This is a genomic window from Saccharopolyspora mangrovi (assembly GCF_035320975.1).
Lineage (GTDB): Bacteria > Actinomycetota > Actinomycetes > Mycobacteriales > Pseudonocardiaceae > Saccharopolyspora > Saccharopolyspora mangrovi.
Genome location: NZ_JAWLNX010000013.1, coordinates 167,349 through 182,384 on the forward strand (window position 1 = coordinate 167,349; position 15,036 = coordinate 182,384).

The 15,036-nt window shown below is 67.5% G+C and carries 14 protein-coding genes, 1 tRNA gene and 2 pseudogenes; 10 read left to right on the top strand and 7 right to left on the bottom strand.

Annotated features, from left to right (window positions below):
• The first annotated feature begins 222 nt into the window (after positions 1 to 222).
• The gene (locus R4I43_RS19575) at positions 223 to 1,569 is read left to right on the top strand and encodes a hypothetical protein (RefSeq protein WP_324267098.1); all 1,347 of its coding nucleotides are present in this window, start codon (positions 223 to 225) and stop codon (positions 1,567 to 1,569) included.
• Positions 1,570 to 2,100: 531 nt separating this feature from the next.
• Here R4I43_RS19575 and R4I43_RS19580 read toward each other — a convergent pair.
• The gene (locus tag R4I43_RS19580; protein ID WP_324267099.1) at positions 2,101 to 2,685 is read right to left on the bottom strand and encodes a recombinase family protein; all 585 of its coding nucleotides are present in this window, start codon (positions 2,683 to 2,685) and stop codon (positions 2,101 to 2,103) included.
• A 229-nt stretch (positions 2,686 to 2,914) separates the two neighbouring features.
• Between R4I43_RS19580 and R4I43_RS19585 the strand changes: the two genes are divergently transcribed.
• From R4I43_RS19585 to R4I43_RS19610, 7 genes and pseudogenes are all read left to right on the top strand, one after another.
• Positions 2,915 to 3,928, top strand: a complete 1,014-nt coding sequence (locus R4I43_RS19585) for a GlxA family transcriptional regulator (RefSeq protein ID WP_407691275.1) — start codon at positions 2,915 to 2,917, stop codon at positions 3,926 to 3,928.
• Positions 3,903 to 4,550, top strand: coding sequence for a DJ-1/PfpI family protein (locus R4I43_RS19590; RefSeq protein ID WP_324267101.1), 648 nt, complete (start codon positions 3,903 to 3,905; stop codon positions 4,548 to 4,550). Before R4I43_RS19585 ends, R4I43_RS19590 begins: the two co-directional genes overlap by 26 nt.
• A gap of 322 nt (positions 4,551 to 4,872) precedes the next feature.
• Positions 4,873 to 5,091, top strand: a pseudogene (locus tag R4I43_RS19595) (LacI family DNA-binding transcriptional regulator); the annotation flags it as partial.
• A 30-nt stretch (positions 5,092 to 5,121) separates the two neighbouring features.
• Positions 5,122 to 5,577: a tyrosine-type recombinase/integrase gene (locus tag R4I43_RS34335; RefSeq protein ID WP_407691276.1), complete on the top strand. Its 456-nt coding sequence runs from the start codon at positions 5,122 to 5,124 to the stop codon at positions 5,575 to 5,577.
• A gap of 315 nt (positions 5,578 to 5,892) precedes the next feature.
• Entirely contained in the window at positions 5,893 to 6,456 is a 564-nt protein-coding gene (locus R4I43_RS19600; RefSeq protein ID WP_324267102.1) for a helix-turn-helix domain-containing protein, read from the top strand.
• A 10-nt stretch (positions 6,457 to 6,466) separates the two neighbouring features.
• Entirely contained in the window at positions 6,467 to 6,868 is a 402-nt protein-coding gene (locus tag R4I43_RS19605; RefSeq protein WP_324267103.1) for a VOC family protein, read from the top strand.
• 56 nt (positions 6,869 to 6,924) lie between these two features.
• A pseudogene (locus R4I43_RS19610) lies at positions 6,925 to 7,140 on the top strand (integrase core domain-containing protein); the annotation flags it as partial.
• A 123-nt stretch (positions 7,141 to 7,263) separates the two neighbouring features.
• Here R4I43_RS19610 and R4I43_RS19615 read toward each other — a convergent pair.
• A tRNA-Pro gene (locus tag R4I43_RS19615) sits at positions 7,264 to 7,337 on the bottom strand.
• Positions 7,338 to 7,387: 50 nt separating this feature from the next.
• Entirely contained in the window at positions 7,388 to 8,350 is a 963-nt protein-coding gene (locus tag R4I43_RS19620) for a metallophosphoesterase (protein ID WP_324267104.1), read from the bottom strand.
• Positions 8,351 to 8,419: 69 nt separating this feature from the next.
• Between R4I43_RS19620 and R4I43_RS19625 the strand changes: the two genes are divergently transcribed.
• Positions 8,420 to 8,890 carry a GatB/YqeY domain-containing protein gene (locus tag R4I43_RS19625; RefSeq protein WP_324267105.1) on the top strand — a complete coding sequence of 157 codons (471 nt, stop codon included), beginning with the start codon at positions 8,420 to 8,422 and terminating at the stop codon, positions 8,888 to 8,890.
• A 46-nt stretch (positions 8,891 to 8,936) separates the two neighbouring features.
• Here R4I43_RS19625 and R4I43_RS19630 read toward each other — a convergent pair whose 3' ends face one another.
• Both R4I43_RS19630 and R4I43_RS19635 read right to left on the bottom strand, forming a co-directional pair.
• Complete coding sequence (locus tag R4I43_RS19630; RefSeq protein ID WP_324267106.1) at positions 8,937 to 9,722, bottom strand: siderophore-interacting protein; 786 nt, start codon at positions 9,720 to 9,722, stop codon at positions 8,937 to 8,939.
• Positions 9,723 to 9,756: 34 nt separating this feature from the next.
• A complete protein-coding gene (locus R4I43_RS19635; protein WP_407691273.1) occupies positions 9,757 to 12,009 on the bottom strand; it encodes a transglycosylase domain-containing protein in 2,253 nt (750 codons plus the stop codon).
• Between the two features lie 424 nt (positions 12,010 to 12,433).
• Between R4I43_RS19635 and R4I43_RS19640 the strand changes: the two genes are divergently transcribed.
• Positions 12,434 to 12,733 (top strand): WhiB family transcriptional regulator, encoded by a 300-nt coding sequence (locus R4I43_RS19640; RefSeq protein WP_324267108.1) that lies wholly within the window; start codon positions 12,434 to 12,436, stop codon positions 12,731 to 12,733.
• 66 nt (positions 12,734 to 12,799) lie between these two features.
• Here R4I43_RS19640 and R4I43_RS19645 read toward each other — a convergent pair whose 3' ends face one another.
• Both R4I43_RS19645 and R4I43_RS19650 read right to left on the bottom strand, forming a co-directional pair.
• On the bottom strand, positions 12,800 to 13,939 hold the full coding sequence (locus R4I43_RS19645) for an ArsA family ATPase (protein ID WP_324267109.1): 1,140 nt from the start codon (positions 13,937 to 13,939) through the stop codon (positions 12,800 to 12,802).
• Entirely contained in the window at positions 13,936 to 14,937 is a 1,002-nt protein-coding gene (locus R4I43_RS19650; protein ID WP_324267110.1) for an ArsA-related P-loop ATPase, read from the bottom strand. Before R4I43_RS19650 ends, R4I43_RS19645 begins: the two co-directional genes overlap by 4 nt.
• Positions 14,938 to 15,036: the final 99 nt, after the last annotated feature.

Genomic DNA, 15,036 nt, shown 5'->3' on the forward strand with positions numbered 1-15,036 from the left:
CCTGCGCGCAGACGACACGCCCTCTCAGGAGTGACATGCGGTTCGAGAGGAGCTCTAGGCGGAATCTTCCCCGGAGTGACGGCTTTGTCGGAAACGGAAAAAGCAACCGGGGTCGTAGACAGCGTTCCGACCCGCTGGCGGTGGCCAAGCCTGGGCGAGTGGGCTCCGGCAGCGTATGGCGCCTTTCTTGGGCTGGCACTGTTCTTGGTCACCTACCGGGCCATGTCTGACGATGCGATGATCACGCTGACGTATGCCCGCAACCTTGCTGAGCACGGTGTGTGGGGAGCGCTGCCTGGCGTTACTGCGAACACGCAGAGCTCACCGCTGAATATGTGGTTGCTGGCTGCGGGGGGCGTGCTCACCGATGGTCACGTGGTGACTGCCGCTGGGCTCGTGCTGGCTGCGGCATTCGCGATGACTGGTTGGTGGACTCAAAGGCTGCGTCGCACTCTCGGGCTTCACTCAGCAGCGCCATACGTCGCTTTGACTTTGTTGGCATGTTCCCCGCTGTTGGCGTCGACTGTGGGTCTCGAGACCTATCTCGGGGTTGCGGCACTCACAGGCGTCGCTCGCTACGCGGTCGAAGGCCGAGTTGTGGGAGTCGCGGTGCTCGCCGGTTTGGCGTTGCTGACTCGTCTTGACCTAGTAGTGCCAGCGGCCATGCTGATCTTTGGGATGCTGCCATGGAGGCGCTGGCTCTCTGTTGCCGTGATCGGTGCCATGGTCGTTGCGCCGTGGCATTTGTGGTCGTGGTTCGCGCTCGGCGGCGCCGTGCCGGATACGACGTGGCTCAAGAGCAACAGCGGCTCGTCCTTCACCATGGTGACCTCGGTGGGGTCGTTTTACACCGCCTTGTGGCCAGTTGCGACGGTGCTGACTGCGTTGCCAGTGCTCACGGGACTCATGTGCGGTGTGTGGGCTCTGATCAGGAGAGACCGTCGTGCTCGCGTGGTGCTGGTAGTCCTGGCTGCGGGATGGGCTCACTGGGTGGTGATGTTGCTGGGCGAGGCGTACCCGCAATTTTGGTACTTCGCTCCACTGGTGATCTGTTCGATCCTGGCTACGGCACTTACTCCGTACCGCTCAACGTGGCTCGGGGCTACCGCGATGACTGTTGCTCTTGTTCTGGCTACTGGGTCGCTCGCCGCGTCGTTTCCAGTCCCTTGGACTATGGGCTATCTGACCGGGAACTATGCCCGTACCGCCCAATACGCCGCAGTCGCTGCCGACCTTGGACGGCTCACGGGCGGACAGCCCGTCGCGAGCCCAGGGGAGGTCGGTGCGCTTGCGTTCCACGCGTCAGTGCCTGTTGTCGATTACCTCACTGACCCGGCCGTGACTCAGCCGCTGCTCGAGGAGCGCTACAACGCCGCCGGACCGCTAAAGCAGACCTTGCTGCGTTGGAACTGGGCCCACCGGGAGGTGGTGCCGCCGGCTCAACCACTGCGCTACCGACTCGTGTTTCCTGGCCCAGTTCCCGTGCCCGGGCGGGAAGTGGCTCGCTGGGAGCTGTTGGATTCGGCCGAGCGGCCGCGCACTCTCGTCCTCGTCGACACGGTGCCCTGACCCTTCGGACTTGTGTGCGTGGGCACGCGTACGCAAGTCCAAATACCAAGATCTTCTCCCCATTTTCTCCCAGCGGCGGATCCGGACATGGGAAAAGGGCCTGGTCGGAACTCCTTGTGGAGTCCTGACCAGGCCCTTTGCCTTGTCGGGGTGGCGGGATTTGAACCCACGACCTCTTCGACCCGAACGAAGGTTCGCGATGATCTGTACCAGCGAGGTCTAAGAAAGGTGCAGGTCAGCCCTTCGGGCTGCGTTGGTGTCCGTAGGCTTCAGTTGCTCCCGCTTGCGGGGTTGACTCCCAATCTGACTCCCAATCCGGTTGCAGGGCCCCTGCTGCGTCACGCAACGAACGGCTACGCAGGAGCGGAGTCACCTCTCCAGCCGAAACCACGACCAAAGCCTGTCGCCAGCTGATTTACAGGCTCTCAGCCAGATGCCTTCTGACCAGTCTTTTTGTCGTCCTGTTTGGTCGTTTGAACGCGCATTTGCCGTAAATAGGCGTCCCGGTAGCACACGCCGAAAAAACAACGCTTAGCTCTGATCAGCGGCTACGGTGCGGGTTTCCTTGTTGAGGTAGCCGTAGATCGTGCTGCGGGGCACGGTGAACAGGTCGGCGATCTCCTGGACGGTTTTCTCGCGTGCGTCGTAGAGCTGCTGGGCGAGCTCGGCCTGGTGTGTGGTGAGCTTCGGCCGACGGCCGCCTTTCCTGCCGCGCGCACGAGCGGCGGCCAGGCCCTCGTTGGTGTTGGCCACGATGAGGTCGCGCTGGAATTCGGCGACGGCGGCGAGCATCCGGTAGACCATGCGTCCTTCGGCGGTGGTGGTGTCGATGCCCTGCTCCAGGAACCGGAAGGCGACATCGCGTTGCCGGAATTCGTCCAGCAGTGAGACGAGATGCGCGGTCGAGCGCCCGACTCGGTCCAGGCGGGTGCACACGAGCACGTCCCCGGCGCGCAGCACCTTGTTCACCACGTCCCACTGCGGCCGGGAGGACTTCGCGCCGGAGGTGTGGTCGACGTAGATGTTCTCCTCGGCGACGCCGGCACGGATCAGCGCGTCGCGCTGGGCGTCGGGGTTCTGGTCTCCAGTGGACACGCGCATGTAGCCGATCTCCATGAGCGTCGACAATAGTCGATCACACCGTTTATCAACGTTGTTTGTCGACGCGAGTTGTCGACACTGATCACCTGCGGAAAGGCTTCGCCAGCCCAAGATGTCGGCAAACGACCGTTTTTCGACACTGGGCTGCGGCCGCGTGTATGCCGCCAGCGAGCGCAACCCATGTCAGAAAAGTTGGGAAATTCGACATTGTGGCCATCTGCCGGTCTAGGACAACATGATCTCCATGCGGCCCCAAACCGTGCTCATCGTCCTCTTCGAGGGTGTGCAGAGCCTTGACGTGACCGGACCGTCGGAGGTGTTCACCGGCGCCAATCGCTGGCAGGTGTCCCGTGGTGACGAACCGGCGTACGTCGTGACCACCGCCAGCCTCGGCGGTTACCCGGTCCGTACGTCCAGCGGCCTGCTGATCACGCCCGACTCCGACCTCCATCACGCGGGCAAACCCGATGTACTCCTCGTCCCAGGCGGCGAGGGAACGCGTGTGCCCGATCAAAAACTCATCACGTGGCTTCGCCGACATGGTCCGCAGACACGGCAGGTTGTGTCGGTGTGCACGGGCGCATTCCTGCTCGCCGCGGCCGGCATGCTGTCAGGACGACGGGCCACCACCCATTGGGCCTACTGCGAATCTCTGGCAGCCCGGTTTCCCGACGTCGACGTCGCCGCGGAACCGATTTACGTCCGGGACGGCAACCTCGCCACCTCGGCCGGGGTCACCGCCGGCATCGACCTTGCTCTGGCACTGATCGAAGAGGACCTCGGCAGGGACGCCGCATTGACTATCGCCCGGCACCTCGTGGTTTTCCTGCGACGCCCGGGAAACCAGGCGCAGTTCAGCGCCCACCTTGCCACTCAGACCGCGCAGCGCGAGCCCTTGCGGGAGGTTCAGCAATGGATCGCCGAGCATCCGGACGCTGACCTGTCGGTGGACGCCCTCGCCGAGCGGACCAGCCTGTCGCCCCGCCAGTTCGCACGTTCCTTTGTCGCCGAAGTGGGGATGTCCCCTGGGCGCTATGTCGATCGAGTTCGCCTGGAGGCCGCTCGCCGCCGACTGGAGGACTCCGGCGACGGCATCGAGGAAACAGCGCGCGCCTGCGGCTTTGGCACGGCGGAGGCAATGCGGCGCGCTTTCCTGCGCGCGCTCGGTGTCGGCCCCTCCGAATATCGACGTCGGTTTCAGTCCGGTTTTACCCCGTCAATCAAGGAGAAAGATGCACATCGCCATCCTGCTGTTTGACCGGTTCACCGCGCTCGACGCCATCGGGCCCTACGAGGTGCTTAGCCGCTTGCCGGATGCTGAAACCGTTTTTGTCGGCGAGCGAACTGGTCCGGTGTTCAATGAGGTGGGCACCCTCCACCTGGTCGCGGACGCCACATTGGCCGACGTGCCACGACCGGACATCGTGGTCGTGCCCGGAGGCCCCGGGCAGACCGCACACATGTCCGACGGGCCGGTCCACCAATGGCTTCGTGCGGCCGACAAAACCAGCACCTGGACGACTTCGGTGTGCACCGGGTCGCTGATCCTCGCGGCCGCGGGGCTGCTCACTGGACGCCGCGCCACCTCACACTGGCTGGCCCTCGACCAACTCCCGGCTTGGGGCGTTACCCCGACCAGCGAACGTGTGATCATCGACAGCAAGTACGTCACGGCAGCCGGAGTGTCCTCCGGCATCGACATGGCCCTGAACCTTGCCGGACGCATCGCGGGCGATGGGGTGGCCGAAACGATCCAACTCGGCATCGAATACGACCCCCAGCCGCCCTACGATGCCGGCACTCCGGACAAGGCCCCAGCCGACATCGTCAGCAACCTCCGCGCCCGCAGCCGATTCATTCTCGAACGACCGGTGGCATAGCCCACTGCTTCAGGCGCCTACGGGATTCCGGCTTCCCAAACGCGTGATCGCTGCCTCCACATGGTCGGTCCCACACCACAAGGATGTGGCACCGACCATGTGCCTACGACGATTCCGTGACCTCGACATCTGGGCTTCGCAGCGGCCGGTAGCCGGTGCGCGCGTACTCCTGCTCCACCGGGAATTCGTACGTGCCATAGGGGGTTGACGTGTTCCATCAACGCAGGTGACACGTGCGCAAGCAGGTCCCGATCGATGCGGCCGCGCCTCTGCGCGAGGTGTCCGAGGGCAGCTCCAGATACGCCGTATTCCAGGTGATGATTACAGCCGCAAGCGCGCCGAAGGCAAGCGCCATACCCAGGCTGTCCTTGCGCTCGCCCGACGACGTGTCAACGTGCTATGGGCACTCCGGTCCGGTGCCCGTTTGACGGACGTAGCCCGGCGCGCGGAGGTGTCGACAGGGACGGTGTCGAACGTGCTCAATCGGCCTGACGAGGTCGCGGAGAAGACGCGCACGCGTGTCGAGAAGGCGATCGCTGCACTCGGATACGTTCGAGGGACAGGTGGCCCGGTGGGGGCAGCTGATCATTGGCGGCGCAACGGCTTCGCGACGTGGTTGTTCCAGCCTGCTGCCACCGGTTGGTACCCGAAGAAGAGCCCGCAGCCAACGCGCCCAGTGCCGGTCATGGCCGAGCCTTGGCCAGGGGTACCGGCGCGTGGTCGTGGTGCGCGGGCGCGGGCCGATGCGAGTTGGGTGGCTGTTGCTCCAGGGCTGTCTCCGCACGGTCTGCGCCATTCTCACCGGACGCTCATGGAACAGCTTGGCGTGCCAGCCGTGCTGGCTGACGAGCGGATGGGCCACACGGATACATCGGTCCAGCGCCGCTACACGCACGTGACGGCGGACATGAGGAAGGGGCTAGTAAAGGCGCTGACAGAGTCCTGGGAGCGAGCGTTGGACGCTCGCCGCGCTATGGCGAAGGGGTCTCCGGTTGCCGCCTTGGACGCTCTGTTGAAGGACCAGTAGATGTTGCGGGACAGAAGGTTGAGGACATGTTCTGGCTGGCCTCGCGATCAAGCACGAGAATGTGACAATGCGACGGTGGAGTTACGGCGGGCATGTCGCGCGTTGGGCATCGGCGTAGTAGCCGTCAGCGAACACGATGGCGAGGCGAGGCTGCATCGGGCCGTCCCGGCACTGTCAGCTCGATTGGTTGTGAGTCTGGACGGCCCGATTGAGGTTCGGTACGGCGCAGAGGTTCAGCATGCCCAGGCATTTGTCGCGGGGTTGATGCGACCGGGGGTCGCGACTGCGGCCACGACTCTGCGTTCGCAGCAGCCGGTGGCTTATGCCGAGTTGTCGCCGGCCGCGTTGCAACGTCTGACCCGGGTGCCGCTGAGAGAGATTGACGCGGGCGGTGTGAGCGCCGAGGCGGTTCTTCCGTGGGTGAAATCGCTCTCTGAGGAACTGGCGGACCATCCGGTCGCCCAGCGAGAAGCCGTCATGCGCGTCAGGCTTCTCGATCAGCTGCACCGGGCTGACCACGACGACCTTGGCTCTGAAGGCGCCCTCCGAACACTGGACCTGATCAGAGTCCGGCGAGGCATTGTGTCGGTTGAGGAACTGGCGGATGAGGTGCACGTGAGTCCCCGGCGATTGCGGTATGTCATGCGACGCTCGCTGGGAGTTACTCCGAAGTTCGCCTCCCGTGTGGCGCGCCTGGGCTCTGCCGTGAGCCGGGCGGGCGCAGGGGCAGCCTCGTGGGCGGAAGTGGCGGCCGACTCGGGGTACCACGACCAGAGTCATCTGGTGCGTGACTTCCGGGACCTCATGGACACGTCTCCAACCGCGTGGCTCGATGAAGAGGGCCGAAATCTACAAGGCTGGCGGCGCCCCGCCCCATGACGCTGGGGGCATGAAAATCCAACTGATCCCAAAGCTGCTGGTCTCCGACGCCGACGCAGCGATCACCTACTACACCCAGGCACTCGAAGCGCGAGTGAATCTCCGAGCCGCCGATGACCACGGCGTCGTGAACCACGCCGAGCTCGCGCTCGACTCCGTCGCCTTCGCGCTGGCGCAGGGCGTTGAGAAATGGGGGTGGCACGATCCACAGTCGGTGGGCGGGTCGCCGGTCCTGATCATGCTCACAGTGCAGGACCCCGACGCGACAGCGGACCGCATGGTGCAGCACGGGGCTGAGCTCGTGATCCCAGTCGATGACCGCCCCTACGGCAAGCGGCAAGGCAGGGTGCGGGACCCGTTCGGCCATCTCTGGGTTATCAGCGGCGAACTTCGAGACCAGCGGCCTCGATGACTCACCAAAACGCTCCCTGTCATCCGAGGGCCGACGACTCGTCGAGCGCTGCCGCACCCGCCCGATCGCGCAAGGTGGAGCGCTACCAGCGCATCCTGGCCGAGGAACTCCTGTACGCCCGCGAGTTCGCTAGTGAGAAGGCTCGATCAGCGGCGATCGCCGTCTGGAACATCCACTACAACTATCGTCGGCCACACAGTGGCGCTGTGGATCAGCCACCAGCATCACGCCTCCGGAACGGCGTCACCAACGTCCAGCCCTCGTACAAGTAGACGCCTTCGGAGGACGCCGAAGCCGAGCTTGACTCCCAGAATGACTCCCAAACGAGGTTTGGGGCGTAGAAAAAGGGCCTGGTCGGAACTCCTTGTGGAGTCCTGACCAGGCCCTTTGCCTTGTCGGGGTGGCGGGATTTGAACCCACGACCTCTTCGACCCGAACGAAGCGCGCTCCCAAGCTGCGCCACACCCCGATCTCCAGCTCTGAGGCATCTCGGGTGCTCGCCTCAGCGCTGGATATAGCTTAGCGGATGCCCTCGCCCGCTCCCCAAGGGGTCCTGCTTTCGGCGTTCTTGCTGGTCGCGGCTGGGTTTTCGGCCTTCGGCAGCAAGGTCAGCAAGGTCGCCTCCGGCGGGCAGGCGAAGCGGACCGGGGCGTAGGGCGAGGTGCCCAGGCCTGCCGAGACGTGCAGGTGCATCCGCTCGCCCCACGTGGAGGCGCCGCGGGCGCGCGAGCGGTCCAGGTCGCAGTTCGTCGTCAGCGCGCCGTAGCCCGGCACGCGCAGCTGACCGCCGTGGGTGTGCCCGGCCATCACCAGGTCGTAGCCGTCCTCGGCGAAGCAGTCCAGCACGCGCGGCTCGGGCGAGTGCGTGACGCCGAGCTTGAGGTGGGCGTCCGCCGGGGGCTCGCCCGCGATCTCCTCGTAGCGGTCCAGGTGCAGGTGCGGGTCGTCCAGGCCCGCGACGTGGATCTTCGTGCCGTTGACCTCGATGTCGTGGTGGCGGTGGGTGGCATCGAGCCAGCCGCGCTCGGTCATCGCCGCGCGCAGGTCCCGCCACGGCAGCGCCTCACCGTGGACGCGCTTGGTCTTCGCCGACGGCAGCAAGTAGCGGGCCGGGTTCTTCGGCTTCGGCCCGTAGTAGTCGTTGCTGCCGAAGATGAACACGCCAGGCTTGTCCAGCAACGACCCCATCGCGCGCAGCGCCGCCGGAACGGCCTGCGGGTGCGCCAGGTTGTCGCCGGTGTTGACCACGAAATCCGGGTCGAGGTCGGCGAGCTCGGAAACCCAGCGCTGCTTCGACCGCTGGTTCGGCGTCATGTGCAGGTCGGAGATGTGCAGCACCCGCAGCGGGGGTGTGCCCTCGGCCAGGACCGGAACCGTCGCCTGCCGCAACGTCCAGTGCCGTCGTTCGATGGCCGCCGAGTACGTGAGCGTCGCGGCGCCGACCGCGCCCGCGCTGAGCAGAATCCGCCCGAACTTGTTCACCTCTACAACCCTACGTCTCGGCCGGGGTCGGTGGCCGAGCGCCCGCGTGCCTGGCGCGATAATCGCCACATGGCCGAGCTCAAGGAAAAGCTGCGGGCGGACCTGTCCGCCGCGATGAAGCAACGCGACACCGCCGTCACCGGAGTCCTGCGCATGGCGCTGGCCGCCGTCGGCAAGGAGGAGGTGTCCGGCAAGCAGCAGCGGGAGCTCTCCGACGAGGAGGTGCTCAAGGTGCTGAGCAAGGAGGCCAAGAAGCGCGACGAGGCCGCCGAGGCGTTCCGCTCCGCGGGCCGCGCCGAGCAAGCCGACGCCGAGGCCTCCGAAGCGGAGGTCCTGCGCCGCTACCTGCCCCAGCAGCTCTCCGACGACGAGCTGTCCGCCCTGGTCACCGAGGCCATCGCCGAGGTCGAGGCCGAACTGGGCGAGCGCCCTGGCATGAAGCAGATGGGCCAGGTCATGAAGGCCGCCAACGCCAAGGCCGCAGGACGCGCCGAAGGCGGCAAGGTCGCCGGCATCGTCAAGGCCCAGCTCCAGGGCTGACCGCCGTCCTCCGGCGTGCCGACGCCCGGCACGCCGGGGAGAGGCGTCAGTCGTCGGCGTGGTCTCGGCGCCAGTAGGCGAGGGCGTAGAGGTGGCGCCGGTCCAGGCCGAGTTCGCGCTGGCAGTGCTCGCGGAGGTGGTGGACCGCCTCGGCCTCGGCGCCGATCCAGACGTAGGGGTCCGGCCCGAGCTCGGCGCTGCGGAGCGCGTCGAGGAGGAAGTCGCCCTGGCCGGCCGGGACGCCGTCGCGGTGCAGCCAGTGCCAGGTGACCTCGGCCGCCGACTCGATCTCCAGCTGCTCGGCCTCGTCCGCGACCTCGGCGAAGACCACCACCCGGGCCTCGGCCGGGAGCTCTTCCAGGATCGCGGCGATCGCCGGCAGAGCCGTCTCGTCGCCCATCAGCACCAGCGGATCAGCGGCCGGCTGCGGCTGGTAGGCCGGGCTGGGGCCGACGGTGACGATCAGGTCCCCGGGCGTCGCCTCCGACGCCCACTTGCTGCCGGGACCGTGGTGGTCGTGGATCACGAAGTCGATCGCCAGCTCCCGCCGCTCGGCGTCGAACCAGCGGACCGTGTAGGTGCGCTGCCGGGGCTGCTCGTCGCGGGGGAGCGCGAAGACCTCCTCGCGGGTGCGGCCCAGCGGCATCGGCTTGCCCGGTTGCGGGAGGCAGAGCTTGATCCGCTGGTCGCTGCCGTTGCTGACGAAGTCGGCCAGCTCCTCCCCGCCCAGGACCACCCGCACCACGCGCGGCGTGATCCGCTCGGTCGACCGCACCTCCACCAAGCGGTAGCGGGACCGGGCGCGTCGGGTGCTCGCCTGCGCTCTCGTCACACAGGCGAGTCTAGGAAGAACCCGATTCGCCCGGTCACCGGCCCGGCGGTTGCGCGGGTGGACCGCCCGGCTGCTGCCCCGGTGGGACCGGTGGTGCGGGTGGTGCCGGCGGCTGTCCCGCGACCGGCGGCGGCGCCTCCGTCGTCGGCCGCTGCGTGGACGGCGTCGGGACGTAGCCCGTGCTCACCGACAGCGTCACCGTCTCGCCCGGCAGGGCGAAGCCGCGCGGCGTCTGGCTGGTGACCGAGCCGCGCTTGCGCGGGCTGTTCACCGAGCGCTCGGTGACCTTGTAGCCGGCCTTCTCCAGGGTTTCCTTGGCCTTCTCGTTGGACAGGCCGACGACGTTGGGCACCTGGAACTCGTCGCCGCCGTTCTCGTACCGGCCGGTCGTCGGTGGCAGCGGCGCCGTCGGCAGGCCCTCGTGGATCACGTTCATCGCGTCGAACCAGGTCCGCGCCGGGACCTTGCCGCCGTAGATGTTGCCGCCGTTGGCCCCGCACAGCCGGGGCGGATCGGTGTCGCAGATGCCCTGCGGCGACGTGCCGTCGCTGAAGGTCAGCACCGAACCCGCGTACTGCGGGGTGGCGCCCAGGAAACCGGCCGACTGGTGGGCCTCGGTGGTACCAGTCTTGGAGGCCACCGGACGGGTCCAGCCCGCGCCGCTGGCCGCGGCCGCCGCCGTGCCACCGCCGGTGTCGTCCTTGCTCATGCCGACGGCCATCGCGTTGGCCAGCGGCTCGTCCACGGCCTGCTCGCACGGGTCCTCGGTGATCGACACCGGGTTGCCGTTGCGGTCCTGGATCTGCTCGATCGGCGTCGGCGGGCACCACGTGCCGCCGCTCATGATCGTTGCGCCGACGTTGCTCAGCTCCAGCGGACTCGCCGGCGCGAACCCGAGGGTGAACGCACCGATGTTCTTCTGCTTGACGTCCTCGGCCTGCGACAGACCGCCGGAGCCGTTGGGCGTGACGGGGCTGCCCGAGGAGGTGTTGTGCAGCAGCGTCTGCCGCATCCCCAGCCGGACCGCCATGTCCACGGTCGGGTTCAGCCCGACCCGCTCCTGCAGCGCGACGAACGCGGTGTTCGGCGAGGTCGCCAGCGCCATCTGCAGCGTGCGCGGTCCAGGCGCGACGCCTTCGGCGTTGCCGACGGTGTAGGGCCGCGAGCCGTTCTTGTAGACCTGCGAGGTGTAGGAGCCGGGCGACTGGATCGTGTTGTAGATCCCCATGCCCCTCTCCAGGGCCGCCGCGGCGGTGAACACCTTGTAGATCGACCCGGCGCCGAACTTCGCGATGCCGCTGGGCAGCGCGTAGGACGTCTGTCCCTTCGAGGCGTCGATGCCGAAGTCGCGGTTGGCCACCAGCGCGCGCACCCGGTGCTTGTCCTTGCCGGGTTCGACGACGCTCATCACGTTGGCGATGCCCTTGGTCGTCTTCGGCACGCCGCGCTCGGCCGAGGCCTTGGCGGCGTCGGTGGCGCGCTTGTCCATCGAGGTGCGGATCGTGTAGCCGCCGGTCTTGAGCTGCTCCTCGGTGAACCCGGCGCGTTCCAGGTAGTCGATGACGTAGCGGCAGAAGAACCCGTCGGACGGCCCGGCGCCGACGCAGCCGTTGGGGATGTTCTGCAGCGGCGAGACCAGCCCGAGCGGGGAGTTGCGCGCCTCGGTGGCGGCCTCCGGGGTGATCCGGCGCTGGTCCTCCATCGCCTTGATCACCAGGTTGCGCCGGTTGAGCGCCTCACCGGGGTTGCTCTCCGGGTTCAGCGCGCTCGGGCTGTTGACCATGCCCGCGAGCAGCGCGGCCTGCGCGATCGTCAGCTTGTCCGGCGTGGTGCCGAAGTAGGTGCGCGCGGCCGCGGCGATCCCGTAGGCCTGGTTGCCGTAGGGCACGACGTTGAGGTAGCGGGCGAGGATCTGCTCCTTGTTGAGCTGCTTGTCCATCTGCAGCGCGATGCGGATCTCCCGCAGCTTGCGGCCCGGGGTCCGCTCGATCGCCTTGGCCTGCTTGACCGGGTCGTCGGCGGCGACGACGTGCACCAGGTAGTTCTTCACGTACTGCTGGGTGAGGGTGGAACCGCCCTGCGCGATCTCGCCGGACATCTGGTTGGTCACGGCGGCGCGCATGGTCCCGGCCCAGTCCACGCCCTGGTGGTCGAAGAACCGCCGGTCCTCGATGGCCACGATCGCCGCCTTCATCGTGTCGGCGATCTGGTCGGGAGCGGCCGGCGTCCGGTCCTGGTTGAACAGGTAAGCGATCGGCCTCCCATCCTTGTCTGTGACTGTCGTCACAAGCGGCGGTTCCTTGGTCATCATGTCCGTGGAAATGCTGTTGACGGCGTCCCCAGCGCGGTTGGAGACCACTCCGAGTGATCCCGCAACCGGGAAGAGCAACCCCGCGACCAACACGCCAGCCAGCACACACAGACCGAAAAGCTTCAACAAGCCGTCTCGGGCACGCACTCTGCCAGAGTAAATCGCACACGCTTTGTGACGGAGTGTCACGGCGCAAGTCCGCCCGATCTAGTGAGTTCCAAAGATAACGGGACGACAACCGTCGGTTGGTTGTGGAACCGCTGGGCTCTACAGTCCGTCTACGTCCAGCGACAGCACGGTTGCGGTTCGGCTCCCGACTTCCGAACCGCGGCATCCGGTGCCGGGGGGCTCCGGACGAAATTCGGTCGCCGACGATCCAGTGAGGAGCTGGGGGAACTCTATGTTTGAGCAGGGGGACTGGCGTGTTAACGCCGCATGTCGAGACCAGAACCCGGATCAATTGTTCGTTCGCGGGGCTGAGCAGCGCAAAGCGCGAATGGTTTGTTTTGGCTGCCCAGTGCGGACGGAGTGCCTCAGCGAGGCGCTCGACAACAAGATCGAATTCGGTGTGTGGGGTGGAATGACCGAACGGGAGCGGCGGGCTCTGCTGCGTCGTCGCCCGGATGTTCGTAACTGGCGCGAATTGCTCGAGGCAGCGCGTCAGGATTACTCCGATATCACCGAGTTCCAGGTGAGCTGATCCCCGAAAATGATCAGGCCGGGCGTCGACCGTGAAAACGGTAACGCCCGGCCTGATTTTTTGGATCTATTCGCCGGCGAGTCGTCGGCCGATCTCCCGCAGACCGGCCAAATCGTGCACATCGGACGGCAGCGCCGGCACACCGACGAGTGACACCTCCGGGTGAGCCCGGGTGAAGCGTGCGAGCATCCGCTTCTCCCGCTCGGCGATCGCGACCCGGTCCGCGTGCACCCGCAGCACCGCCGCCGCCAGCGGAGCCGAACCGGCGTCCTCGATCTCCTCGGCCACGGTGGTCGCCCGGGCGCCCGGCAGGTCGGCGACCACCGGGTGCGTCCGGTTGGCGACCAGCCCGACCAGCGGCATCGACTCCCCGGCCAGCCGCTCCACGAAGTAGGACGCCTCCCGCAGCGCGTCCGGCTCGGGCGCGGCCACCACGAGGAACGCCGTCCCGGGCGAGCGCAGCAGCCGGTAGGTCTGCTCGGCGCGCTGCCGGAACCCGCCGAAGGTCGAGTCGAAGGCCTGCACGAAGCGCGCCGCGTCGTTGAGCAGCTGGCCGCCGATGATCGTCGACACGGCTTTGGCGAACATGCCGAACGAGGCACCGACGATCTTGCGCAGCCCGCGCCCGCCCGCGCGCGCGGGAGAGGACAGCATCTTGATCAGGCGTCCGTCCAGCACGGTCGACAGCCGCTGTGGCGCGTCCAGGAAGTCCAGCGCGGAGCGGCTGGGCGGGGTGTCGACGATGATCAGATCCCACTCGCCGGAGGCGGCGAGCTGGCCTAGCTTCTCCATCGCCATGTACTCCTGCGTTCCGGAGAACGAGGTCGAAATGGTCTGGTAGAAGGGGTTGTTCAGGATCTGCTCGGCGCGTTCGGGGCCGGCGTGCATCTGCACCATGTCGTCGAAGGTGCGGCGCATGTCCAGCATCATCGCGTTCAGATCGCCCGCCGGGTCGAAGCCCTCCAGCGACACCTGCTTGGGCGTGTTGCCGAGCTCCCGCAGGCCCAGGGCCTGGGCGAGGCGGCGCGCGGGGTCGATGGTGAGCACGACGGTCTTGCGGCCGCGCTCGGCGGCCCGCACGGCCAGCGCGGCGGCGGTCGTGGTCTTGCCGACGCCGCCGGAGCCGCAGCAGACGACGACGTGGGTGTCGGGGTCGTCCAGCAGCGCGTCGACGTCGACCTGCGATGGCCGCAGCGGTTCGCTCATCGGGGGCTCCGGATGCCGTGTTCGGTGAAGATCTCGGCGAGCTCGTAGAGCTCGGCGACGTCGATGCCCGCGGTCAGGTCGGGCAGCGAGACGGTGGGCAGGTCGGTGGCGGCGAGCTGTTCGCGCGCGTCGTCCTCGGTCCGGTGCCGGATGGCGTGCTCGATGGTTTCGTGCACGAGCCCGTCGAGAGTGGTGCCGTCGACCTTGAGCCCGGCGGCTTCGAGTCCGGCGCGCACCCCGTCGGCGTCGACGTGGCCGTCGGCGGCGGCCGGGACGGTGCGCTCGGGCAGCCGGCCGGGCCGGACGCGGTTGAGCACGACGGCGCCGGGGCGCAGGTCGGCGGAGTCGAGCTCGTCGACGGCTTCGAGGGTTTCGCGCACCGGGAGCTCTTCGAGCAGCGTCACCAGGTGGACGACGGTGTCGCTGGAGTGCACGAGGCGCACGACGCCGTCGCTGTGGTCGCGGATCGGTCCGACCTTGGCGAGGTCGGCCATCGCCCGGGTGACGTCGAGGAACTTCACGACCCGGCCGGTCGGCGGCGCGTCCACCACGACGGCGTCGTAGACGTACCGGCCGCGCTCGTCGGTGCGGCCGACGCATTCCTTGATCTTGCCGGTGAACAGCACGTCCCGGAGGCCGGGAGCGAGCGTGGTGGCGAACTCGATGGCGCCCATCTTGCGCAGCGTCCGCCCGGCGAAGCCGAGGTTGTAGAACATCGACAGGTACTCCAGCAGCGCCGGCTCGGCGTCGATGGCCAGCGCCCGCAGCTCGCCCCCGCCGGGTGCGGCGGCGATCCACTCCTCGGAGTAGGGCAGCGGCGCGCTGTCGAAGAGCTGCGCGATCCCCTGCCGCCCCTCGACCTCGATGAGCAGCACCTTCTTGCCCCCGGTGGCCAGCGCCAGCGCGAGCGCGGCGGCGACCGTGGTCTTGCCGGTCCCGCCCTTGCCGCTGACGACGTGCAACCGCGCCTGGTTCAGCTCCCCGTCCCATGAGGTCACGCGGTCAGCCTAAGTCCCCGTCTCCCGCCCTGTCCCAACTCCTGTGATCGCAGTCCTCGAAGCGGCAACCTGGCATGCACGAGGAGTGCTGCGCGGAGT